This window comes from Curtobacterium herbarum (assembly GCF_016907335.1).
Classification (GTDB): Bacteria; Actinomycetota; Actinomycetes; order Actinomycetales; family Microbacteriaceae; genus Curtobacterium; species Curtobacterium herbarum.
In genome coordinates this window covers 166,428-188,535 of sequence record NZ_JAFBBT010000001.1, presented here as the reverse complement: position 1 = coordinate 188,535, position 22,108 = coordinate 166,428, and the positions used below count along the sequence as shown (strand labels likewise).

Below are 22,108 nucleotides of genomic sequence, written 5' to 3'. Positions count from 1 at the left end.
GACTAGAACCCCGGGATGAGACCGACGACGAGGTCGATCAACTTGATGCCGATGAAGGGGACGATGACGCCGCCGAGCCCGTAGACGAGCAGGTTGCGGCCGAGGATCGACGACGCCGAGGCTGCGCGGTACTTGACGCCACGCAGGGACAGCGGGATGAGCGCCACGATGACGAGCGCGTTGAAGATGATCGCCGACAGGATCGCCGACGCCGGGGAGTGCAGGTGCATGATGTTCAGCGCACCGAGGCCGGGGAACGTCGCCTGGAACATCGCCGGGATGATGGCGAAGTACTTGGCGATGTCGTTGGCGATCGAGAACGTGGTCAGGGCACCGCGGGTGATGAGCAGCTGCTTGCCGATCCGGACGACGTCGATGAGCTTCGTCGGGTCCGAGTCGAGGTCGACCATGTTGCCGGCCTCCTTGGCCGCGGTCGTCCCGGTGTTCATCGCCACGCCGACGTCGGCCTGCGCCAGGGCCGGTGCGTCGTTCGTACCGTCACCGGTCATGGCGACGAGGTTGCCGCCCTCCTGCTCCCGGCGGATCAGCGCGAGCTTGTCCTCCGGGGTGGCCTCGGCGAGGTAGTCGTCGACGCCGGCCTCGGCCGCGATGGCCTTGGCGGTGCGCGGGTTGTCGCCGGTGATCATGACGGTGCGGATGCCCATGCTGCGCAGCTCGGTGAACCGCTCGGCCAGACCGTCCTTGACGACGTCCTTGAGGTGGACGACACCGAGCAGCTGCACGGTGCCGGCCGCGTCGCGACGGCCGACGACGAGCGGTGTGCCGCCCTGGTCGGAGATCTCCGCGACGGTCGCGTCGATCGCGGCGGTGACACCGGCGTCGCTGGTGTCAGCCCAGCTGAGCACCGCGGCTGCGGCACCCTTCCGGACCGAGGAGCCGTCGGGCAGGTCGACGCCGGACATCCGGGTCTGCGCCGTGAACGGCACCTCGACCCCGCCGGCCGGGAGGGGCGTGGAGACCCCGGCGGCGAGCGCCAGGTCCACGATCGAGCGGCCCTCGGGCGTGCCGTCGGCGGCGCTCGAGAGCGCTGCTGCCGCCATCAGCTCCGGCTCGGTCACGCCCGGCACCGGGACGACCCGGGAGGCGCGGCGGTTGCCGTACGTGATCGTGCCGGTCTTGTCGAGGAGCAGCGTGGTGATGTCACCGGCGGCCTCGACCGCACGCCCGGACATCGCCAGGACGTTGTGCTGCACGAGCCGGTCCATGCCGGCGATGCCGATCGCGGAGAGCAGCGCGCCGATGGTGGTCGGGATCAGGCAGACGAGCAGCGCGATGAGCACCGTGATGCTGACGGTCGAGCCGACGAGCCCCGCGATCGGCTGCATGGTGAGGCAGACGATCACGAAGACGATCGACAGCGACGCGAGCAGGATGTTCAGCGCGATCTCGTTCGGCGTCTTCTGGCGGGCGGCGCCCTCGACCAGACGGATCATCCGGTCGATGAAGGTCTCGCCCGGGGTCGAGGTGATGCGCACCACGATCCGGTCCGACAGCACCCGGGTGCCACCGGTGACGGCGCTGCGGTCACCACCGGACTCGCGGATCACCGGAGCGGACTCACCCGTGACGGCGGACTCGTCGACCGAGGCGATGCCGTCGACGACGTCCCCGTCGCCGGGGATCACCTCGCCGGCGACGACGACCACCAGGTCGCCCTTCGCCAGGTCGACCGAGGCGACGTCCTCCGTGCCGGCGGACAGTGCGGCCGGGTCGGATGCCGAGTAGCCGACGACGCGGCGGGCGCTGGTCGTCGAGCGGGTCTTGCGGAGGGTGTCGGCCTGCGCCTTGCCGCGCCCCTCGGCGACGGACTCGGCCAGGTTCGCGAACACGACCGTCAGCCAGAGCCAGACGGCGATCGCGATGGTGAAGGAGGACGGGACGGGCGCGGCGGAGTCCGCCGAGCCTCCCGACCGGGTGAAGGGCTCGACGACGGCGGTGACCGTCGTCAGGGCGGCTCCCACCTCGACGATGAACATCACCGGGTTCTTCCACATCAGCCGGGGGTCCAGCTTGCGGAACGCACCCGGGAGGCCCGCGGCGAGTTGCCGGGGTCCGAAGGCCGACGAGCGTCGGCCCGGTTGCTCAGCGGTGTGCTGCTCCGTCTCGGGAGTCAGGGTGGTCATCAGGACAGTCCTTCTGCGAGCGGGCCCAGTGCGAGCACCGGGAAGTACGTGAGTGCGGTGACGATGACGGCGACGCCGCCCAGGAGCACGATGAACAGCGGCCGGTGCGTGGGCAGCGTGCCGACGGTCGCCGGCACCTTGTCCTGCTTGGCCAGCGACCCGGCGAGCGCCAGGACGAACACCATCGGCACGAATCGGCCGAGCAGCATCGCGACGCCGAGCGCGGAGTTCATCCACGTCGTGTTCGCGGTCAGGCCACCGAAGGCCGAGCCGTTGTTGTTGCCGGCGCTGGTGAACGCGTAGAGCAGCTCGGACAGGCCGTGATTGCCCGGGTTGAAGAGCGACGTGCCGAGCACCTGCTCGCGGACGCCGGGGATCAGGAGCGACAGGGCCGTACCGGTGAGCACCACGGTCGGGGTGACCAGGATGTACAGCGCGGCGTAGGTCATCTCCTTGGCGCGGATCTTCTTGCCGAGGTACTCCGGCGTGCGGCCGACGAGCAGACCACCGATGAAGACCGTGATGACGGCGAGCACGAGCATGCCGTACAGGCCGGACCCGACACCGCCCGGGGTGACCTCGCCGAGCATCATGTTGATCAGCGCCATCATGCCGCCGAGCGGGGTGAAGCTGTCGTGCATGGCGTTCACGGCGCCGGTGGACGTCGAGGTCGTCGCGGTGGCGAAGAGCGTCGAGCCGAGGATGCCGAAGCGGACCTCCTTGCCCTCCATCGCGGCTCCGGCGGCGTGCGTCGCGGACCCGCCACCGGCGAGTTCGGCGATCGACATCGCGGCCAGGGACACCAGGAAGATGCCGCTCATCACGGAGACGATCGCGGTGCCCTGGCGGGTGTCGCCGACCATCTTGCCGAAGGTGCGGGGCAGCGAGAACGGGATGACGAGCATGAGGAAGACCTCGAAGAGGCTCGTCCACGCCTGCGGGTTCTCGAACGGGTGGGCCGAGTTGGCGTTGAAGTACCCACCGCCGTTCGTGCCGAGCTCCTTGATGGCCTCCTGCGAGGCGACGAAGCCGTGCGGGATGTGCTGGGTGCCACCGGCCAGCGTGCTGACGTCGGTGCCGGCGCCCCACGACTGGATGATGCCGCCCGCGACGAGCACGAGTGCGGAGACGAACGCCAGCGGCAGGAGCAGACGCCCGGTACCGCGGACCACGTCGACCCACACGTTGCCGAGCGTGCCGGACTTCCGACGGGCGAACCCGCGGACCAGGGCGACGGCGACCGCGAGACCGACGGCGGCGGACAGGAAGTTCTGCACCGCCAGGCCGGCCATCTGCACGGTGTAGCCGACGGTGGCCTCGGGCGAGTACGACTGCCAGTTCGTGTTCGCGACGAACGAGGCCGCCGTGTTGAACGCGAGCGCGGGACCGACGGCGGGCAGGCCGAGGTCACCCGGCAGCACCACCTGGATGCGCTGGAGCAGGTAGACGAGGAGCAGTCCGGCGACGCTGAAGAGCAGCACGCCACGGAGGTACGCGGCCCACGACTGCTCGGCGTCGGGGTCGACACCGATCAGACGGTAGACGCCACGCTCGATGCGGCCGTGGTGGGTGCTCGTGAAGACGCGGGCCATCCAGTCGCCGAGCGGCCGGTGGGCCACGACGAGGAGCAGCACGAGGAGGGCGACCTGGGCGATGCCGGCCCAGGTCTGCGCGGTGCCCATCAGAACTTCTCGGGGCGGACGAGCGCCCAGACGAGGTACACGACAGCGGCGAGGCCGAGGACGGCGGCGGCGATGGTGATGGCGATCACAGCCGCTCCACCCCCTTGGCGATCAGTGCCACCACGCCGAACACGGCGAGGACACCGGCGACGACGAAGACGTCGAACACGTGGGACTCCTGGAGATCGAGGTGCCCGCGGCAGCTGCCGTGGACCGCACCGGTTGGGGTGCAGTCCGATGGTGTCTCCGGTCGGGGTCGCGACCGACGGTCCTAACGGTTCCCTCACGGCCCCGTGTGCGACACGTGCACCGCACTAACGGCTGCCGTCATCCCTTCCGCCCGGCACTCGGGTCCTGCTAGCCTTTGTCCATCACGATCGGCCCGCTCGCCTCACGGCTCGGGCCGATTTTCTTTGCCTTTCGCCGGGTCGACGGAGGTGCTCGGGGAGCCTGGAGGTGTTGGTGGAGTACGCGAAACCGTGGCTGTCGGTGGACGAGCAGATCGCTCGGTTGCGGGCCCGAGGGCTCGAGGTTCCCGACGACGCCGAGGCGGCTGCGGTACTGGGCGAGGTGGGGTACTACCGGCTCACGGGCTACCTCCATCCGTTCCGCCAGGCCACAGCGGCGGCGAGCGAGGGCGACGTGGAGAGTGGCGAGCGGTACCGGCCGGGTACCCGCTTCACTGACGGCGTGGCGCTCATGGAGTTCGATCAGGACCTCCGTCTCCTGGTCCTCGAGGGTGTGGAACGGATCGAGGTGGCGGTCCGGACTCGGATGGGTCACACGCTGGGCCGGTGGTCGGCCTTCGCGCACGAAGACCCCGCATTGTTCACGACGGCGTTCACGACTCCGGATGCGCATGGCATGAGTCGGCACCGAGCATGGTCAGCCCGGGTCGGTCAACGACGCGCCGACTCCGACGAGGCCTTCGTCGCCCACTTCGCGGAGAAGTACGACGGTCGGATGCCGATCTGGGCGCTCACCGAGATCCTCGAACTCGGGCATGTCACTCGCCTGTACGCAGGTCTCCGGAACGACGTGGCGACCGAGATCGCGACGTCGTTCGGTGTCCCGACCAAACGTCTGATGCAGAGTTGGCTCGCGTCGGTCAACTACGTCCGGAACGTCGCGGCGCACCACGCGCGGTTGTTCAACCGGAAACTCGTCGCTGCGCCGAAGCGCCCGCCGGGTGCGACGGTACCACTCCTGGCACACCTCTCCGACGAGGCGCCGAAGGTGTTCGGCGTCTACAACGCGCTGGCGGTCATGGCGTACCTGCTCCATGGGTTACGAGGCTGCGATGGTTGGCCAGAACGCACCGCCGGTCTGTTGCGGACGTTCCCTGCGAGCGGCGGGCTGACCGTTGCGGCGATCGGCGTCGCGCCGGGCTGGCTCGACGGGCCGCTGTGGACGAGACCGCGTCGCAACGGCGAAGGCTCCTCCTGGAGCGGATTCACGGTCGACCAGCGGCGTTGAGACGGTCGGCCACCTGCTGCACCGCGTCCCGCAGGGCATCGGGGCCGGTGACGACGAAGTCGGCGTCGAAGCCGGCGAACAGCGCCGCGAGGGCTGGCCACGACCACGAGCCGGTGGTGAGACGACAGGTGTCGTCGTGGAGGGCCTCCAGGACGGCATCCTCGGTGAGGTACGGCGCGATCGTGCGCGCGTCCACCTGCAGCACGGCGGTACCGACGCACGGCCAGGCGGGCCCGTCGCCGGACGGCCCGGCGCCCCGGAAGCGGGCCGCGACGAACGCTGCCGGGTCGCCACCCGGGACGTCCCGTGGGACGAACGGGAGGCCCGTGGGCACCTTCGGCAGGATCCGGTCCACCCGGTAGGTGCGCCAGTCCCCCGCGTCGGTGTCCCAGGCGAGCAGGTACCAGCGGCCGTCCCGCGCGAGGAGGGCGTGTGGTTCGACACGGCGGGGTGGGCGGTCGTCCTCCGCTCCCGGCGGCCAGACGGACGCGTACCCGAACCGGAGGACCGTGCGGGTCCGGACGGCCTCGCTCACGGCGACGAGGACACCCGGGTCGACGACGACCGAACCGGGTGTGGTGACCACCTGGACGGCGTCGAGGCGGTGGCGCAACCGGGACGGCAACACCTGCCGGACCGTCGTCAGGGCGCGGGCGGCCGCCTCGGCGATGTCCGCGCCCGAGGCCGGTGCGACGGCGAGCGCGAGGGCGAGGGCGATCGCCTGGTCGTCGTCGAAGAGCAGCGGCGGCAGGTCCGACCCTGCGGCCAGCCGGTAGCCGCCGGCGGGTCCACGGAGCGCGTCGACCCGGTACCCCAGCTCCCGGAGTCGGTCGACGTCCCGCCGGACCGTGCGGGGGCTGACGTCGAGTCTCCCGGCCAGGTCGGGGCCGGACCACTCGCGGCGCACCTGCAGCAGGGACAGCAGGGAGAGCAGTCGGGAGGACGGGGCGGGCATGCATCCGAGCATGTCATCAGGAGCGGACAGGATCTGACCGCATCTGCCGCGATGCTCCTCACGACGAGGACGACCGGTCCTCGCGGACGAGGAGTCGACATGACCATCACCACCATCCCCCACGTGAACTTCGACGGACAGGCCGCTGCGGCGCTGGCGTTCTGGGGCGCTGCCCTCGGCACCGAGCCGGTCGTCGTGACGTACGGGCAGAGCGGCGCCGTCGCGGACCCGGCCTGGGCGGACCGGGTCGTCTGGGGCCAGGTGACCTCGGCGAGCGGCGTCCGCGTGATGGCGTTCGACGTGTGGCCCGGGCAGCCCTACGACCAGGGCACGAACAGCGCGTACGTCTACCTGCTGGGGACGGACGAGGACGAGATCCGCGCGGTGTGGGCCGGCCTGCAGGAGGGTGCGGAGGTCCGGCAGCCGCTCGGTGCGTCGGCGTGGTCGCCGCTCGCCGGGCAGCTCCGCGACCGGTTCGGCGTCGTGTGGGCGCTCGACGTGCCGGCGCAGCAGGCCTGAGCGGACCGACCGGCGGCGGACGCGACCGCCGCCGGTCCGTACGCTGACCGCATGGGGACCACGATCACCTCCGTGACCATCGCCTTCGTCCTCGCCGCCGTCGTCCCGGTGGTCGTGACGTCGGCCATCCGTCGGGGGGACCGGAAGCGGAAGCACCAGCGTGTGCTCGCCGGAGCAGCAGCGGACGCACTGTTCACCGTGCGGCCGAGACGGTGGCAGCGTGTGATCCTGCGCACGATCGGCATCCTGGTGATCGTGGTCGGCGGTGTGCTGCTGCTCGGTGCGGCCGGTACCTCGGACGAGACGGACGCGCTGCCGATGGGCATCGCGGGCGCCGTCGCCCTGCTCGCCGGGGTCGCGTTCGTCCTGCTCGCCGGAGCCCTGGCCCGGACGCGGATCGACGCGCTGCCGGACCGTCTGGTCGTGCGGAAGGGCTTCCGGGTCGAACGCGAGGTCCACCACACCACCATCGCGTCGATCCGCCCCTGGACCGGCCCGTACGGCGGGATCCAGGCGCGGGACCCGAACGGTGCCGTGCTGTTCGACACGGTGTCGATCGCGATCGGGTACCCCGACCTCGAGGCCTGGCTGGCCCAGCGCGCGCCGTGGGCGTGGATCGCCTACGCGGGCGCAGCCACCCCGGCGCCGAACTGGCCGGCAGCCGGCGCGCCGGCACCGGCACAGGGCTGGCCGGCGCGACGGGGACCGGCGGAGCCGTGGCCCACGCCCGAGGCTCCGGGGCCGGACGCGCCGAAGTACTGACGCGCCGGGGTACTGACGCGCCGGGGTACTGACCGACGACCCCGAGAGCGCACGGACCGGCATGCTGGTGACATGGGGGAAACGGGAGCCACGGTGGGACCAGGACCCGAGCAGGAACTCGCACGGGCGCGGAAGGCTCGGGCGCGGAAGCTCCGGAAGCGGCGCGAGCTGCGACGCGTGCTCCGGCTGCAGATGGACTGGCGCGGGCGGACCGTCCCCCTGCTGGGGTGGTGGGTAGCGCTGCTCGCCGTCGCCTCCGGCTTGCTCTACGGCAGCGCAGCCGACCCCGGCGACCTCGGTGTGGCCGGGCTCCCCGTCGCGCTGACCGGGATCGCCGGCGGTGTCGCCTGGGGTGCCCTGGTGGTGGCCGCCGCCCCGCCGCTCATCGGGATCCCCGTCGTCGTCGTGAGCTACTTCGTCGGCGCGCTGACGTTCGGACCGGCTGTCCCCGGGGCGCTGTCCGCAGGCACCGTCGGCATGGTCGCGGGGTGGATGGTCGGCATCCAGGTCCGATGGATCCTGGTCGGCCGACGGCGTCGGTCCGCGCCCCCGTGGCCACAGCAGCAGCTCGTCGACCGGAGCCGTCCACGACGCCCGGCTCCGATCACCCGGTCGGAACGGCCGGCACTCGTGTCGTCGGGGGTGGCCAGCGTTGGGCTGCTCGTCTTCTCCCTGCTGTTCTTCGTGCTCCGGGCGCCCAGCACGCTGCCCACGTGGCTGCTGCTCGTCACGCTGGCCCTGGCGTGGGCGGTGCCGACCGGATGGTGGAGCGGGATGACGGAGAGCCGGTACGCCGTGGGCGGGGCGCCGTTCGTCGCCGCGCAGTGGGGCATCCTGTTCAACGCCTGGGGTGCGGTCGGCGTGCACGGGCTGCCCGTGTCCGTGACCGCGGGCATGGCGGGCACCGGCCTCGGCTTCGTCGCGCGCCGGCTGTACGATGCCCGGGTCGGACGCCACCCCCGGCAGCGGCAAGGATCGACTTCGTCCGCCTGACCGCCCGCGGATGCCTCAGGCCGTGGGCACCCAGGTGCTGACGGTCACCGCTGCGGTCACCGTCTCCGGTGCGAACACGGTGTCCGGTGCCACGTGGTGGTGGCTCGGCCCCATGTGCACGACGTCGTGCACGTCCTCCGCGGTCAACGCCATCGTCCAGGTCAGGTCCTCGCTCGAGCGCAGCGTGAACGCCGGAGTCAGGCTGTCGTGCAGGCGCCGCTCCTTCTCGGGGTCGACGCTGATCGTCGCCGCCGCGAGCTCCGCCAGGTGGCCGGCCCGGGGCGTGACGACGACGAGCACACCCTCCGGGTGCAGCACCCGTGCGTACTCGTGCTGGTTGCGGGGTGCGAAGACGTCGAGCACGACAGCTGCGGCACGGTCGACGACCGGGAGGCGCTCGGTCACGTCCCCGACGACGGCACCGACGTGCGCGTGGATGCGAGCCGCGCGGCGGACGGCGACGGCCGACAGGTCCAGGGCGACCCCGAGCCTCCCGGCCGGACCGGCGGCGGTGTCGTCGCCGGCACCGTCGAGGGTGTGGGCGAGGTAGGTGCCGGGGCCGGAACCGACGTCGAGGACCACTCCGGGTGCGGTCGCGTCCGCGACCGCGCGCGTGAGCGCCCGCTCGACCGGCGCGTAGTGCCCGCGCCCGAGGAAGCGCAGTCGCGCGTCGACCATCGCCGGGGTGTCCGCGGTCAGTGCCCGACGCTTGGCGGGCAGGAGCGTCAGGTGGCCCTGCTTCGCCTCGTCGTACCGGTGTCCGTTCCCACAGCCCGCCTGGCCCGGGGCGGTGCGGACGAGCGGCTCGGCGCACACCGGGCACGCGAGCACGGGCAGCAGGTCGTCACGCACCGGTCCAGGGTACGGGCGTGCCGGTAGGTTGCCGTCATGGCCGTCATCCACAAAGCGACCCTCATCCCCGCCAAGCTCGACGCGATCAGCGCCTGGCTGCCCGGACAGCCGTGGAGCGGAGTCGCCGCCGGAACCACGGTCGAGCAGGCCGGCCGCTTCCGGTTCGACGACCCGGACGGCGAGGTCGGCGTCGAGACGTACCTCGTCCGCGCCGGCGACGGCCCGGTGCTGCACGTACCGCTGACCTACCGGGGCGCTCCGCTCGTCGGCGCCGAGGCGTTCCTCGTCACCGAGATGGAGCACTCGGTCCTCGGCCACCGCTGGATCTACGACGCCGTCGGCGACCCGGTGTACGCCGACGTCCTGCGGCGGGCGATCGCCACCGGCGGCCACGAGGCGGAGCTCGAGCGGGCCTCCGGGCCGGGCACCCTCGAGAAGGAGGGTCGGGCCATCGGCAGCGGCACCGACCCGGCGTCCCCGACCGTCACCGGCGTCGAAGCCCGCGCCGACGGCGTGGTCACCACCGTCACGACCGACCACGGGACGCTCGCCGTGCTGCGGGTGCTCGGCAGCGACGTCCCCGCCGGGGCGACCCTGACGGCCGGCTGGGGCACCGAGCACTCGGCGGTCGTGGCGGTACTGCTGCCGTAGACGGGCTGCCGCCGGGCAGTCCACCGCGCGCTGGCGGGGCAGTCCATCCTGCGCTGGCGGGGCAGTCCGCCCTGCGCTGGCGGGTACGGCCAGTGCCTGGCTCGCACGGGTGCCCACTGGCAGGATCGGTCGGGTGAAGACACTGGAGTTGCCACAGACGGACCTCACCGCATCCGACGTCGTCGTCGGCCTGATGCGGATCAACGACATGAGCGACGAGGACATCCGGTCGCTGTACGCCGCCTCCCGCGACGCCGGTGTGACGATGTTCGACCACGCCGCCGTGTACGGCGGCTGGCACGGCTGCGAGGAGCGGTTCGCCGCCGCGGTCGCGCTGACCCCGGCGGAGCGCGCCGAGATCGTGCTGCAGACCAAGGTCGGCATCCGGCCGACGGCGGGCGGCGCGTACTTCGACTTCTCGTACGAGCACATCCTGTCCTCGGTCGAGGAGTCGCTCGCCGCGCTCCGCACCGACTACATCGACGTCCTGCTGCTGCACCGCCCCGACGCCCTCGTGGAGCCGGAGGAGGTCGCCAAGGCCTTCGACGAACTGCACGCGGCCGGCAAGGTGCACCACTTCGGCGTCTCGAACCACACCCCGGGGCAGGTCGAGCTGCTCAAGAAGTCCGTGCAGCAGCCGCTCGCGTTCAACCAGGTGCAGCTGAGCATCACGCACGCGAACGTCATCACGCAGGGCCTCGTGGCGAACATGGGCGGCCTCGACCAGGCAGTCGACCGGGACAACGACATCCTGAACTACTCGCGGCTGAACGACGTGACGCTGCAGGCCTGGTCGCCGTTCCAGAAGGGCTTCTTCGACGGCGTCTTCCTGGGCGACCGCGAGCAGTACGCGGAGCTGAACGACGTCCTCGAGGAGCTCGCCTCCGCCCACGGCGTCACCCCGACCGGGATCGCCGTGGCGTGGATCACCCGGCACCCCGCGCACTTCCAGGTCGTCCTCGGCACGACGAACCCGCAGCGCGTGCGGGACTCGGCCGCCGGATCCGACGTCGAGCTGTCCCGCGAGGAGTGGTACCGCGTGCTCACGGCGGCGGGGCACACCGTCCCCTGACGGTCAGTCACGACCCGGTCGGACGACCCTGCCTGGGCTCGCAGCCCTGCATCGTGTTCGGTGCGGGGCTGCGGTCAATTCGGGCTGGTGGTGTCAGTGCGGACTACCGGCCGCCCAGGCACTCGGCCTCCAGCTCACGCTCGAGATCGCTGCGGGACAGACCCAGAGCGGCGATGAGGTCGTCGAGCTCGATCCGCCCGCCGGCGTCCGTCGCGACTCGCGCCCACACGAGGGCTGCAGATCCCGCATCGCTGTTCACCGTGGCCATGCCGCGACGCTACAGAACGCGGGGCCGACTCAGGAAATCGAGTCTTCCTCGCCCGGCTCCCGCGGTGGCAGAGCCGCCGCAGGGTCCGCCGTGCCGCCGGACACGACCTCGAACTGGATCCCGAGCGCTGCCGGGTCCTCGTCGAGCTCGAGCCCGTCGTCGCTGATCTGCTCCTCGGGGATGGCGAGACCCTTCGACGGGTCGAACGCGCTGCTCATGGACATCCGACGAGCATGCACGGCAGACCCGGGAGTCCCCGCAACGTCGCCTGTCTAGCCGTCGAGGTCGTCCGCGTGCAACCGGTCGCCTGGCTGCGGGCGCCGGAACACCGGGCCGCCGCCGGCTTCGTCCTCGTCGTCGTGCCGGACCGGGGAGTCCGCCGGGTCGCCGGTGGCGTCCGCTCCGGTGACGTCAGCCCCGGACGGCTCGGAGCCGGAGGCGGCCCCGCGCGACTCCTCCACCTCGAGTTCGTCCTGGTCGGAGCCGTCCACGGGGACGTCGCTGCCCGGCTGCTGAGGATCGAACGGTGCGCTCATCGACATGGCTCGAGTGTGCTCCGCCGAGGTGAACAGCAGGTCAGCCTGCGGGTTTGTTCTGCCCCGGAGCTTCGCCGGACCTGCCGGGACCGGTCCCCCCGCCAGCACCGCCGGCACCCGGGCCCTGCTTCGAGGTCGTGTCGACCCCGGTGTCGAGCGGGTCCTGCACGGGCAGCGTCGTGTCGTTGCCCGGCTCCGGCCCGGTCGTCGGCACCTGTTCGGTGGGCTGGCTCGACTCGTCGGACGGCTGCGAGGGCGCCTCGGACGGCTGCTCCTGCGCCGGCTCGGACGGCTGCTGCTCGGCCGGCTGGCTCGGCTGCTGTGCGGGCTCGCTCGCCTCGTCGGACGGCTCCGAGCTCGGCTGGTCGTCGGTCGGCGCGGTCTGTTGCGTCGACTCGGTCGGGCTCGGCGTGCTGCTGCCGTCGCGGTTGAACGCGAGGGCCGCCACGACGATGCCGGCGACCACGAGGACCGCCAGGACGATCAACGGCACCACCCAGCGCTTCCGCCGGGGCTCATCGGGGTCCGTACCGAGTGGCCGGGCCGGCGCGGCGGTGCCGCCCGAGCGCCCACCGCCGGCGCCGCCGGCACCCGGACCTGCGGCCCCCGGTGTGCCGAGGATCGTGGTCGCGACGTCGTCGTCCGCACTCCGCGACGGTTGCGACTGGGTGGGCAGGCGCCGGGTGGCGTCGTCCGGACGGGAGGCCCCACTCACCGGCATCGCGCGCGTCGCCGCGTCCGCGGGGTCGGCGCCAGCGGCGGCGGCGGCTGCACCGGCCACCCCGGCACCGGCGGCGGCGCGGGTGACTGCCCCCGGGCCTCCCGGCAGGAGCTGCGTGGCGGGCGCGACCTCGTCCCGACCGAGTGCGCGGAGACGCGCCGCGGCCTCGGCGGCGGACGGACGGTCCTCCGGGTGCTGCGCCGTCATGACGTGGAGCAGCGTGCGCCATGCCGTCGGCAGGTGCTGGTCGATCTCCGGCGCTCGGGCGAGTCGGGCGGTGGCGGCCTCGACCGCGCTGCCCGGGAACGCCTGCTTGCCGGTCAGGGCCTCGAGGAGCATCAGACCCAGCGCGTACACGTCCGCCTTGCCCGTGACGACCTGACCGAGGACCTGCTCCGGTGCCAGGTACGCGGCCGTGCCGATGACGGTGCCGGTGCCGGTGACCCGGGCGGCGTCGCGGAGCAGGGCGATGCCGAAGTCGGCGAGCTTGACGTGCTCGCCGTCCTGCTCGAGGAGGACGTTCGCGGGCTTCACGTCCCGGTGCACGATGCCCTGCGCGTGCACGGCGGCCAGCCCCTCGGCGACCTGCGCACCCACTCGGGCGGTGGTCGTCGGGTCGAGCGGACCCTCGCGCAGACGGGTGGCGAGGTCGCTGCCGGGGACGAGCTCCATGACGAGGAACGAGTCGCCGTCGTCGGTGTCGAGGGCGGCGTCGAACAGGGTCACGAGGTTCGGGCTGCGAAGGCCGGCGAGCACGTGGATCTCGGCCTCGGCACGCGCACGCTCCCCGTGGTCGACGGGTCCGATGCGGAAGAGCTTGACCGCGACCTCGCGTCCGAGTTGCTCGTCGACAGCGCGGTACACCGACGCCATCCCGCCGTGTCCGAGGGTCCCGGTCACCCGGTACCTGCCGCCGATCAGCCGTTCTTCCATGCGGGGAAACCTACCGGGCCGACCTGACGAGGGTGCGCAGCCGCGTCACGACGGAGTCGGCTCCGCCCCCGGTGCAGCGCCGTCAGCGCGCCGTGCGTCGTACCGGTCGGGTGGTCACACGGACCACGTCGGTGGCGCGGAACATCCGCACACCCTGCCGCTCGACTTCGTCGAGGATGCCGACCTCCACGGTTCAAGTTTCGAGCGAGTTACTTGAACCAGAGGCACCGGGGTTCAAGTCGATCGCCGGGAACTTGAACTCACGATCGTGTCGTTCAAGTCCTCACGACGGAGTCGGCTCCGCCCCCCGGTGCAGCGCCGTCAGGTACAGCCGGTGCGCCGTGACGACGAGCGCCAGCCACGCCAGCCCGAGCGCCCACGCCGCCAGCACATCGGTGGTCCAGTGGTGTCCGAGGAACACCCGCGAGGCCCCGACGGACAGCACGAACAGCGTCCCGACGACGATCGTCCAGACCCGGGTCACGACGCGGCTCTGCCGGAGGAGCAGCAGGTACACGATGGTGCCGACGACGACGGTCGCGTTGAGGGTGTGCCCGGACGGGAACGACGGCGAGTGCTCGAACGGCGGGACGGCGTCGGACAGCGGCGGCCGGGCGCGGCCGATGAGGTCCTTGCCCGCGATCGTCATGGCGAGGGAGCCGGCACTCGCGGCGACGAGGAGCACGAGCGGTGTCCACGCCCGACGCTGGATCGTCAGGCCGACCAGGAACAGCACGGCGACGATCGGCATCCCGATGGTGCCGGCGATGTCGGTCCACCACGTGACGCCCTGGTCGAGCGCCGGGGTGCGGTGCGCGATCATCCAGTCCAGCACCGGCCGGTCGAGCACGGCGACGTCGTCGGACTCCCGGACCGCGTCGTAGACCTCGGACGCCACCCAGGTCGCGACCGCGGCGATGCCGATCCCGACGAGCAGGGTGACGAGCAGCAGCGGCAGCGCTCCAAAGCGGCGTCCGAGGGCAGCCCACGAGTCGGCGATCGTCCGGCCGGCACGGGTGCGCCAGCGGGTGAGGTCGACGTCGCCGAGGGTCCGGTCGACGCGCTCGCGCTCGACCCCGCCGATCGCGGGTGGGCGGCCGACCGTGGGTGGGCGGCCGTCGGCGTGGTGCTGATCCATCCGACCACCCTGCCCGTCCGCGGCTGTGCGGGGACGGCCGGGGTGGCTACTTCGCCTGGTCGTACGACCGGACCACCGCGACCGTCAGCGGGAAGGTGACCGGGAACCCGCCGAACATGATCCGTCCGGCGTCGACCGCCGCTGCCCGGACCTGCTCGGCCACCCACTCGGCATCGGCGGCCGGCGCGTGCACCACGAGTTCGTCGTGCACGAAGAACACCATGTGCGGCCCCGCGGTGACCGGTCCGTCCGTCCGCGCGGCCAGCCGGGTGCGCAGTCCGCCCATCCAGGACAGCGCCCACTCGGCAGCCGTCCCCTGCACCACGAAGTTCCGCGTGAACCGCCCCCAGCTGCGCGCCCGGGACTCGACGGCCCGCTGCATCGCCGGGGCGCCGTCCACCGAGTACGCCCGGTTCCGGGCCTCGAACCAGGACTGCTCCGGCACCGGCGACGTCCGCCCCAGCCGGGTCGTCACGGGTTCGCCGCGCTCGCCCGCCCGGGCCGCCTGCTCGACCAGGTCCAGGGCGCGCGGGAAGGCCCGGGCGAGCCGTGGCACGAACCGACCGCCCTCGCCCTGGGTGGCGCCGTACATCGCGCCGAGCATCGCCATCTTCGCCTGCTGCCGGGTCTGCACCGCGCCCGAGGCCACGACCCCGTCGTACAGGTCCTGCCCGTCCCCGGCCGCGGCCATGTCGGTGTCGCCGGACATCGCGGCGAGGACCCGCGGCTCGAGCTGTGCGGCGTCCGCGACGACGAGCTCCCACCCGGGGTCGGCGACCACGGCGCCGCGCACCTGCTTCGGCAGCTGCAGCGCGCCGCCGCCGTTGGCCGCCCAGCGTCCGGTGACGACCCCGCCGACGACGTACTCCGGGTGGAACCGGCCGTCCTGCACCCACTCGTCGAGCCACGTCCACCCGTTGGCGGTGAGCAGTCGGTACAGGCGCTTGTACTCGAGCAGCGGTTCGATCGCCGGGTGCTCGAGCCGCTCGAGTTCCCACTTCCGGGTGCTGTCCACGACGAGTCCGGCCCGCCGCAGGGAGCGCAGGACGTCGGCGGGTGAGTCGGGGTTGAGCTCGGGGTCGTCGAGTCGCTGGCGGAGGACGACGGCGAGTTCCTCGAGCTTCCGCGGCCGCACCCCGTACGGCACCCGTGGGCCGAGGGCGTCGGCGAGCAGCTGCTCGTGCACGTCCGACCGCCAGGGCAGTCCGGCGTGCTTGATCTCGGCGGCGACGAGTGCGCCGGCGGACTCCGCCGCGAGGAGCAGCCGCAGGGCACCGGGCTCCGTCGCGCCGGCCACCGCGTCGAGCTGCGCCCGCAGTTCGGCGACCGGGTCGAGGTCGTCGTCGGCCGCAGCGACCGTGAACAGGTCGTCGTCGAAGAGCGAGGCCTGCGTGGCGGGGGCGGGTCGGGCCTCCGGAGCGGCGGCCGCGTCCCACGCGCTGACGGGGGCCTCGGCGAGCGCGGACCCACGGGTGGCGAGGGCGCTGCGGAGCAGGCGGTGGCCGAGGCGCAGGTCGACGCAGCGGGCCACGCGTCCGCCGGCCGCCAGCACGGCCGGGTACCAGCGCGCGGTGTCGGACCAGACCCATCGGACGCCGGGGCCGTCGTGCGCGGCGACGAAGGCCCGGAGGGCCGACTCGGCCAGGCGCGTCGGCTGACCGTCCGGCGCGCCCGCGTCCGTCAGCGGCGTCGCGGTGAGGCCGCCGTCGACACGGGCGAGGACGAGGTGCACGCCGACGATTCTGCCGTGCGCCGCCGTCACCGGCGGACGCGGGGTCCGCGCGGTGGACGACCGCCGGCCAGGCGGTACCGGTGCAGGATCGGGATCAGTCGCCCGGTCGGACCGCCGCGCTGTCCGCGACGTCGATGCGCACGTCGCCGGACTCGGTCTGCTCGACCTCGACGCGGGGTGCCTCGTCGTGCTCGTCCGACCCGGACATCCGGCGGAACGTGTCGTGTCGACGCTCCTCGAAGGTCATGTCGACGCCGTCGTCCAGGTGGTCTCGATCGGGTGCGCTCATGTCCGGAACGGTACGCCGACCGGCGCGGTCCCGGTGCGCTCGGACCAGTGCCCGCCGGCCGCCCACCGGTCCTGGACCGCGTGCTGCAGTCGGCCGACGGGGTCGGCCTGCCGCGCGGTGGCCAGGTCGGTGCCGAAGACGAACTTCGCCATCGACTCGTCACCCTCGTGGTGCGCTTCGTGGACCTCGTCGGGGTCGTCCGACTCCGGCAGCAGCGTGAACCGTGCCGCGAACCGCGCCGTGTTCGACGTCGGCCCGAGGACGGCGGTCACCTGGGGGTCGAGCAACCAGGACGAGCACACGAAGGTGTCGACCGTCGTGTCCGGGTCGAGCCGTCGGAGCACCGCGGGCGCGGCCGCGAACGAGCGGTCGCACGCATCGGGGTCGAGCGGCCCGACCTCGGGCACGTGCACGCCCCACGCCGGCGTCCCGTCCGGCAGGTGCGCGGCCCGCTCGAACTGGAGGCGCCCCACGGCCACCACGCGTCCGGTCGCCACCTGCGCCAGCCAGTCCAGCCCGGTGCCGTCGAGCCCGTAGCGGTCGACCTTCCGGTCCACGTCGGCGACGCTCGCCGCGGCGTCCTCCGGGCTGCAGCCGTGGCCGACGAGCCACCGCTCGGTGACCGGCAGTACCGCGCGGAGCGCGGCGAGCAACGCGGCCTCCCGGCAGGCCGGGCCGTGGTGCTGCACGGCCGCCTCGAGCGCCGGGGCCAGCCCGGCGGGGTCGTCGCCAGGCCCGACGGCGGCGGTGAGGAGCGCGACGGGGTCGGGGCGTGCCTCCCGGCCGACGTCCGCCGGACTCACTTGAGCCCCGAGGACGCGAGCCCGTCGATCACCCGGCGCTGGAGCACGATGAACATGATGAGCACCGGGGCCATCGCCATCAGGCTCGCGGCCATGAGCACGGGGTAGTTCACGGTCCGGTCGCTCGAGAGCGTCGCGAGCCCGGCGGCCAGCGGCATGGCCCCGGCGCGGGTGGACACCACCAGGGGCCAGAGGAGCTCGTTCCACGACCAGAGCACCGTGGTGATCGCGAGCACGCTCATCGACGGCCGGGCCAGGGGCAGCATGATCCGCCAGAACGTCTGGAACGGGTTCGCGCCGTCCATGCGCGCGGCCTCCTCGAGCTCGGCCGGCATGCTCAGGAACGCGGTCCGCATGAGGAAGGTGCCGAACGCGCTGAACAGGCCCGGTGCGACGATGCCGGCCAGGGTGTCGAGCCAGCCGAGGCCCTGCACGATCTGGTACTGCGAGATCAGGTACACCTGCGACGGCACCAGCAGGATCGACAGCACGATCCCCAGGATGAGTCCACGGCCGCGGAAGCGCATCCGCGCGAACGCGTACCCGGCCAGGGTGCAGAGCACGATCTGCGCGGCCGTGCGGATCAGGGTCACCCAGATCGACGTGCCGAGCTGGCTCAGGAAGGGCAGCCGCTCGAACACCTGCGCGAAGTTCTGCCACTGCAGCTGGCCCGGCCAGAACACCGGCGTGGGCGACGTCACCTGCGCGTTGGTCGACAGCGCCATGATGATCTGCCAGATGAACGGGAACGCCATCACGAACCCGCCGACGCCGAGCACCACGTGGATCCACCAGTGGCTGCCGCCGCGACGACCGGGCCGGACCTGGCCACGGGCACGGGTGCGGCTGGCGGCCGTGGTCGCAGCGGACAGCTTGCTGCCGTGCGCTTCGATGATGCCGGTCATGACTGCACCCACTTCTTCTGGACCCGGAACTGGATGACCGTGATGATGCCGATGAGCAGGAAGATCACCATCGCGATCGCCGCCGCGAAGCCCTTGTCACCGTCGACGAACCCGGAGTTGTAGAAGTAGAAGACGAGGGACATCGTCTTCGGGATCACCGGGTTGAGGGGGCCCAGGATCGCGTAGAGCAGGTCGAACAGCTGGAAGCTCGAGATCGTCGTGACGATGAGCACGAAGAAGATGCTCGGGCTGAGCAGCGGCACGGTCAGCGAGCGGAACTGCCGCCACCGGCTCGCGCCGTCGAGCTCGGCTGCTTCGTACAGCTCCGGCGGGATGTCCTTGAGCCCGGCGCCGAGGATGATCATCGAGAAGCCGAGGGACGACCACAGGCCGACGAGCGAGACCGCGACGAGGGCGAACCCCGGGGTGGAGATCCAGTACGGGCCGGCGATGCCCAACAGCCCGAGGAACGAGTTCACGATGCCGAAGTCACCGTTGAACATGATGCGCCAGACCAGCGCGATCGCAGCGGGCATCGCCACGTAGGGCAGGAAGAACAGCACGCGGTAGAACTGGGCGAAGCGCAGGCCCGGGGTGTTCAGGAGGCTGGCGAGCCAGACCGCGATCGGGATGCCGAGCAGGACGATCACCGTGTAGATGATCGTGTTGAGCAGCGACTGGTACAGCTGCGGGTCGGCGATCAGGCGGGTGTAGTTCGCCAGCCCGGTGAGGCTCGAGCCGCCGAAGACGCCCCAGCTCGTGAACGAGTAGTAGAACGTCTGCAGGATCGGCCAGATGAAGAACGTGCCGACGCCGATGAGCAGCGGCAGGACGAACAGCCACGGCCAGAAGCCGTCGGTGCGGGGCGCACCGCGGCGGCGGGCGTCCGGGGTCGTCGGTGGCGGGGACGCCTGCGCGGCGTCACGGTGCTGGGTGGTGGTCGTCATCGGGTCGCTCCTCGGCCAGGGCGGTCGGATCGGGTGCTGCGGGTGGGGCGCCACAGCGAGCTGGATCGTCGCCCGCGGCGTGACCGGGGGCGGGTGGAACGCGGGACGGTCGACCGGCCGAGGGCAGCCCCGACCGGTCGACCGGCGCCGTCACTCCTTGGCGAGTGCCGCGTCCATCTTCTTCGCCAGGTCCTTCGCGACCTGGTCGACCGGCTTCGAACCGTCGAAGGCGCTCGGGAGCAGGTTCGTCTCGAGGGTGTTCCACGCGGCGGTGTTCTTCGACACCGGCAGCGGCTTGGCGTACTTCACAGCGTCGAGGAACACCTGCAGGTCGGCGTCCGGCATGGTCTTCGTGAAGGCGTCCTGCGTCCCCGTGTAGGCGGGGATGATCGCACCCATGTCGCCCTGCTGCTGCTGGGCGGGCTTCGAGGCCATGTAGGCCTGCAGTGCCTGCGCCGCGGCCTTGTTCTTCGAGGCCTCGGCGACGACGTTCGAGACGCCGTGGATGACCGTGGCCTGCTCCTTGCCCTTGGGCAGCGGGTAGGCGACGACGTCCTTCTCGATGTCGGTGCCGATCAGTGCGGAGCGGAACCAGCTGCCGCCCTGGTACATCGCGACCTTGCCGGACGTGAACCACTGGTCGGCGGTGGTGTCGGTCAGCTGCTGCATCGTGGGCGATGCGCCGGACTTGATGAGGTCGGCCCAGTAGGCCAGCCCCTCCTCGGTCGCCTTCGAGTCGTACTCCGACTGCTTGCCGTCGATGACGGACCCGCCAGCCTGGAAGATCGTGTCGTAGTAGGTGGTCTGGCCGTCCATGCCCGCGGCGGCCCCGTAGGCGCCCTGGCTCTTCAGCTTCTCGGAGAGCTCGGCGCCGGTCTTCTGGAAGTCGTCCCAGGTCCAGTCCTTCGACGGCATGGGGACGCCGGCCTTCTCGAACAGGGCCTTGTTCATCCAGACGCCGATGGTGTCGAAGTCCTTCGGGACGCCGTACTGGGTGCCGTCGTACGTGTAGAGCTTGTTGAGCGCGTCCGAGTAGTTGTCCGGGTCGATCGCACCGGACTCGACCTCGTCCGTGATCGGGGCGATCTTGCCGTTGGCTGCGTACAGCTGGAAGTTCGGGCCGTTCATCCAGAACAGGTCGGGCAGCGTGTTGCTCGAGCCCTGCGTCTGCAGCTTCGTGAAGTAGCTGGCGTACGGCGTGACGTCGACGTCGACCGTGATGTCGGGGTACTTCTCGTTGAAGCCCTTGATGTTGGCCTTGATCGCCTTCACCTGGTTCTGGTCCCAGACGGCGTACGTCAGGTTCGCCTTGGTGTCCTTCGCGACGTCGCCGGAACCGCCGGAGCTGCCGGAGGACGAGGTGCTGCAGCCGGCGAGCAGCGCGACGGCGCTGACAGCGGCGGCGAGACCGAGCAGTGCGCGGCGGCGGCCGTGGCCCGGGCGGGCGGTCGGAGCGGTCATCGGGTGGTCCTTTCGGGAACGTCATCGCGGTCGGGAGTGGTCGCGAAGTGGCGGAGGGTGGCCTCGGGGAGGGGCGGTACGTCGATGGGGACGGAGCCGTTGCGGAGCGAGCGGGTGGCGAGTGCCCCGGCGGCGACGGCGGCGCGTGCCGCGACCGGGGACAGGGTGGTCGGTTCGCCGAACGCGACGGACCGCAGGAACTCGGTCATCGTGAGCAGGTCGGCGTCGTCGTGGCCGTCCTCGACGCCGTCGATCGGGTACTCGACGTCCCCGGCGACGTCCCAGTTGCGGCGGTGGTTCCAGACCTTGACCACACCACCACCGGTGTCGCCGATGTTCTCGAGGCGCCCGTGGGTGCCGATGACCGTGTAGTTCCGCCAGTAGTCGGGCGTGAAGTGGCACTGCTCGTAGCTCGCCTGCACGCCGTTCTCGAGCGTCATCATGACCATCGACACGTCCTCGACGTCGACGACGGGGTTCAGGCCGGTCTGCTCGGCGGGCGGCCAGTTGTCGAACGAGAACCAGTCGGTCATCAGCTCGTCGCTGCGGTCCCGGCGGTCGGTGACGTCCCCGTAGACGGAGAGCGATCCCATGCCGACGACGCGGCTGGTGTAGGCGCCGGCCAGGGCGTGCACGACGTCGAGGTCGTGGCTGGCCTTCTGCAGCAGGAGCGAGTTCACCCGGCTGCGGTCGGCGTGCCAGTCCTTGAAGTAGTAGTCGCCGCCGTTGCCGACGAAGTGGCGGACCCAGACGGCCTTGACCGCGCCGATCTCGCCGCGGGCGATCACGTCACGCATCAGACGCACGACGGCGGAGTGCCGGAAGTTGTGGCCGACGTAGAGCGGGGTGCCGGTCTCGGCGGCGGTGTTGAGGACCGCGTCGGCGTCCTCGACCGTGATGGCGAGGGGCTTCTCGAGGTAGACGGCGATGCCGGCACGGAGCAGGTCGATCGCGATCTCGGCGTGGGTCCAGTCCGGGGTGGTGACGATCGCCGCGTCGACCGTGTTCGGGGCGCCGTCGGTGCCGATCAGTGCGCGGTGGCCGTCGACCACGGTGGCGTCCGGCCAGGCGTCGGCGGCGCGTTCGCGTCCCGAGGCGGTGACGTCGGCGGCGGCCACGATCCGGGCGTCGACCCCGTCGGCGTCGAGTCCGGCGGCGGCCACGTGGTTCGCGATGTACGACCGCTGGCCGATGCCGACCACGCCGACTCGGAGTGTGCGCGTGCTCGTGATGCTCATCTCGCTCCCTTGCGTGATTGTGACGTCCATG

23 protein-coding genes are annotated in these 22,108 nt (G+C 71.9%); 6 read left to right on the top strand and 17 right to left on the bottom strand.

Features of this window, described 5'->3' with window-relative positions:
- Positions 1-2: 2 nt before the first annotated feature.
- Genes kdpB through JOD51_RS17465 form a run of 3 tightly spaced genes read right to left on the bottom strand, consistent with a single transcriptional unit; the run spans position 3 to position 3,915 of the window.
- Complete coding sequence (gene kdpB / locus JOD51_RS01000) at positions 3-2,144, bottom strand: potassium-transporting ATPase subunit KdpB (protein WP_204606661.1); 2,142 nt, start codon at positions 2,142-2,144, stop codon at positions 3-5.
- Entirely contained in the window at positions 2,144-3,826 is a 1,683-nt protein-coding gene (gene kdpA, locus JOD51_RS00995; RefSeq protein ID WP_204606660.1) for a potassium-transporting ATPase subunit KdpA, read from the bottom strand. Before kdpA ends, kdpB begins: the two co-directional genes overlap by 1 nt.
- Positions 3,826-3,915, bottom strand: a complete 90-nt coding sequence (locus tag JOD51_RS17465) for a potassium-transporting ATPase subunit F (RefSeq protein WP_111074018.1) — start codon at positions 3,913-3,915, stop codon at positions 3,826-3,828. Before JOD51_RS17465 ends, kdpA begins: the two co-directional genes overlap by 1 nt.
- 400 nt (positions 3,916-4,315) lie before the next feature.
- Between JOD51_RS17465 and JOD51_RS00985 the strand changes: the two genes are divergently transcribed.
- Positions 4,316-5,302, top strand: coding sequence for an Abi family protein (locus JOD51_RS00985; RefSeq protein ID WP_259558127.1), 987 nt, complete (start codon positions 4,316-4,318; stop codon positions 5,300-5,302).
- Here the strand turns inward: JOD51_RS00985 and JOD51_RS00980 are convergent.
- Positions 5,280-6,257, bottom strand: coding sequence for a helix-turn-helix transcriptional regulator (locus tag JOD51_RS00980; protein ID WP_204606659.1), 978 nt, complete (start codon positions 6,255-6,257; stop codon positions 5,280-5,282). The genes JOD51_RS00985 and JOD51_RS00980 overlap by 23 nt on opposite strands.
- A gap of 99 nt (positions 6,258-6,356) precedes the next feature.
- On the opposite strand from JOD51_RS00980, the gene JOD51_RS00975 reads away from it, so the two are divergent.
- The 3 genes from JOD51_RS00975 to JOD51_RS00965 all read left to right on the top strand — a co-directional run bounded on the left by JOD51_RS00975 (position 6,357) and on the right by JOD51_RS00965 (position 8,531).
- A complete protein-coding gene (locus JOD51_RS00975; RefSeq protein ID WP_204606658.1) occupies positions 6,357-6,776 on the top strand; it encodes a VOC family protein in 420 nt (139 codons plus the stop codon).
- Between the two features lie 51 nt (positions 6,777-6,827).
- Positions 6,828-7,538 (top strand): hypothetical protein, encoded by a 711-nt coding sequence (locus JOD51_RS00970; protein ID WP_204606657.1) that lies wholly within the window; start codon positions 6,828-6,830, stop codon positions 7,536-7,538.
- 72 nt (positions 7,539-7,610) lie between these two features.
- Complete coding sequence (locus JOD51_RS00965; protein ID WP_204606656.1) at positions 7,611-8,531, top strand: hypothetical protein; 921 nt, start codon at positions 7,611-7,613, stop codon at positions 8,529-8,531.
- Positions 8,532-8,546: 15 nt separating this feature from the next.
- Here the strand turns inward: JOD51_RS00965 and JOD51_RS00960 are convergent, their stop codons facing one another.
- Positions 8,547-9,383 carry a putative RNA methyltransferase gene (locus tag JOD51_RS00960; protein WP_204606655.1) on the bottom strand — a complete coding sequence of 279 codons (837 nt, stop codon included), beginning with the start codon at positions 9,381-9,383 and terminating at the stop codon, positions 8,547-8,549.
- A 36-nt stretch (positions 9,384-9,419) separates the two neighbouring features.
- On the opposite strand from JOD51_RS00960, the gene JOD51_RS00955 reads away from it, so the two are divergent.
- Together JOD51_RS00955 and JOD51_RS00950 are read left to right on the top strand one after the other, a co-directional pair.
- Positions 9,420-10,034: a CG0192-related protein gene (locus JOD51_RS00955; RefSeq protein WP_204606654.1), complete on the top strand. Its 615-nt coding sequence runs from the start codon at positions 9,420-9,422 to the stop codon at positions 10,032-10,034.
- A 133-nt stretch (positions 10,035-10,167) separates the two neighbouring features.
- Positions 10,168-11,106: an aldo/keto reductase gene (locus tag JOD51_RS00950; RefSeq protein ID WP_204606653.1), complete on the top strand. Its 939-nt coding sequence runs from the start codon at positions 10,168-10,170 to the stop codon at positions 11,104-11,106.
- Positions 11,107-11,209: 103 nt separating this feature from the next.
- Here the strand turns inward: JOD51_RS00950 and JOD51_RS00945 are convergent, their stop codons facing one another.
- From JOD51_RS00945 to JOD51_RS00890, 12 genes are all read right to left on the bottom strand, one after another.
- Entirely contained in the window at positions 11,210-11,374 is a 165-nt protein-coding gene (locus JOD51_RS00945; RefSeq protein WP_204606652.1) for a hypothetical protein, read from the bottom strand.
- Positions 11,375-11,403: 29 nt separating this feature from the next.
- On the bottom strand, positions 11,404-11,598 hold the full coding sequence (locus tag JOD51_RS00940; RefSeq protein WP_204606651.1) for a hypothetical protein: 195 nt from the start codon (positions 11,596-11,598) through the stop codon (positions 11,404-11,406).
- Positions 11,599-11,646: 48 nt separating this feature from the next.
- Positions 11,647-11,916, bottom strand: a complete 270-nt coding sequence (locus tag JOD51_RS00935; protein ID WP_204606650.1) for a hypothetical protein — start codon at positions 11,914-11,916, stop codon at positions 11,647-11,649.
- Between the two features lie 34 nt (positions 11,917-11,950).
- Complete coding sequence (locus JOD51_RS00930; RefSeq protein WP_204606649.1) at positions 11,951-13,564, bottom strand: serine/threonine-protein kinase; 1,614 nt, start codon at positions 13,562-13,564, stop codon at positions 11,951-11,953.
- Positions 13,565-13,847: 283 nt separating this feature from the next.
- A complete protein-coding gene (locus JOD51_RS00925) occupies positions 13,848-14,702 on the bottom strand; it encodes a phosphatase PAP2 family protein (RefSeq protein ID WP_204606648.1) in 855 nt (284 codons plus the stop codon).
- A gap of 46 nt (positions 14,703-14,748) precedes the next feature.
- On the bottom strand, positions 14,749-16,434 hold the full coding sequence (locus JOD51_RS00920) for a bifunctional 3'-5' exonuclease/DNA polymerase (RefSeq protein ID WP_204606647.1): 1,686 nt from the start codon (positions 16,432-16,434) through the stop codon (positions 14,749-14,751).
- Positions 16,435-16,528: 94 nt separating this feature from the next.
- On the bottom strand, positions 16,529-16,723 hold the full coding sequence (locus tag JOD51_RS00915; protein ID WP_166780183.1) for a multidrug transporter: 195 nt from the start codon (positions 16,721-16,723) through the stop codon (positions 16,529-16,531).
- Positions 16,720-17,526, bottom strand: coding sequence for a hypothetical protein (locus JOD51_RS00910; protein WP_204606646.1), 807 nt, complete (start codon positions 17,524-17,526; stop codon positions 16,720-16,722). The genes JOD51_RS00915 and JOD51_RS00910 overlap by 4 nt, the downstream gene beginning before the upstream one ends.
- A complete protein-coding gene (locus JOD51_RS00905; protein ID WP_239539745.1) occupies positions 17,523-18,431 on the bottom strand; it encodes a carbohydrate ABC transporter permease in 909 nt (302 codons plus the stop codon). The genes JOD51_RS00910 and JOD51_RS00905 overlap by 4 nt, the downstream gene beginning before the upstream one ends.
- The gene (locus JOD51_RS00900) at positions 18,428-19,378 is read right to left on the bottom strand and encodes a carbohydrate ABC transporter permease (protein ID WP_204606645.1); all 951 of its coding nucleotides are present in this window, start codon (positions 19,376-19,378) and stop codon (positions 18,428-18,430) included. Before JOD51_RS00900 ends, JOD51_RS00905 begins: the two co-directional genes overlap by 4 nt.
- Before the next feature lie 150 nt (positions 19,379-19,528).
- Positions 19,529-20,839, bottom strand: coding sequence for an ABC transporter substrate-binding protein (locus JOD51_RS00895; protein ID WP_204606644.1), 1,311 nt, complete (start codon positions 20,837-20,839; stop codon positions 19,529-19,531).
- On the bottom strand, positions 20,836-22,077 hold the full coding sequence (locus JOD51_RS00890; protein ID WP_204606643.1) for a Gfo/Idh/MocA family protein: 1,242 nt from the start codon (positions 22,075-22,077) through the stop codon (positions 20,836-20,838). The genes JOD51_RS00895 and JOD51_RS00890 overlap by 4 nt, the downstream gene beginning before the upstream one ends.
- Positions 22,078-22,108: the final 31 nt, after the last annotated feature.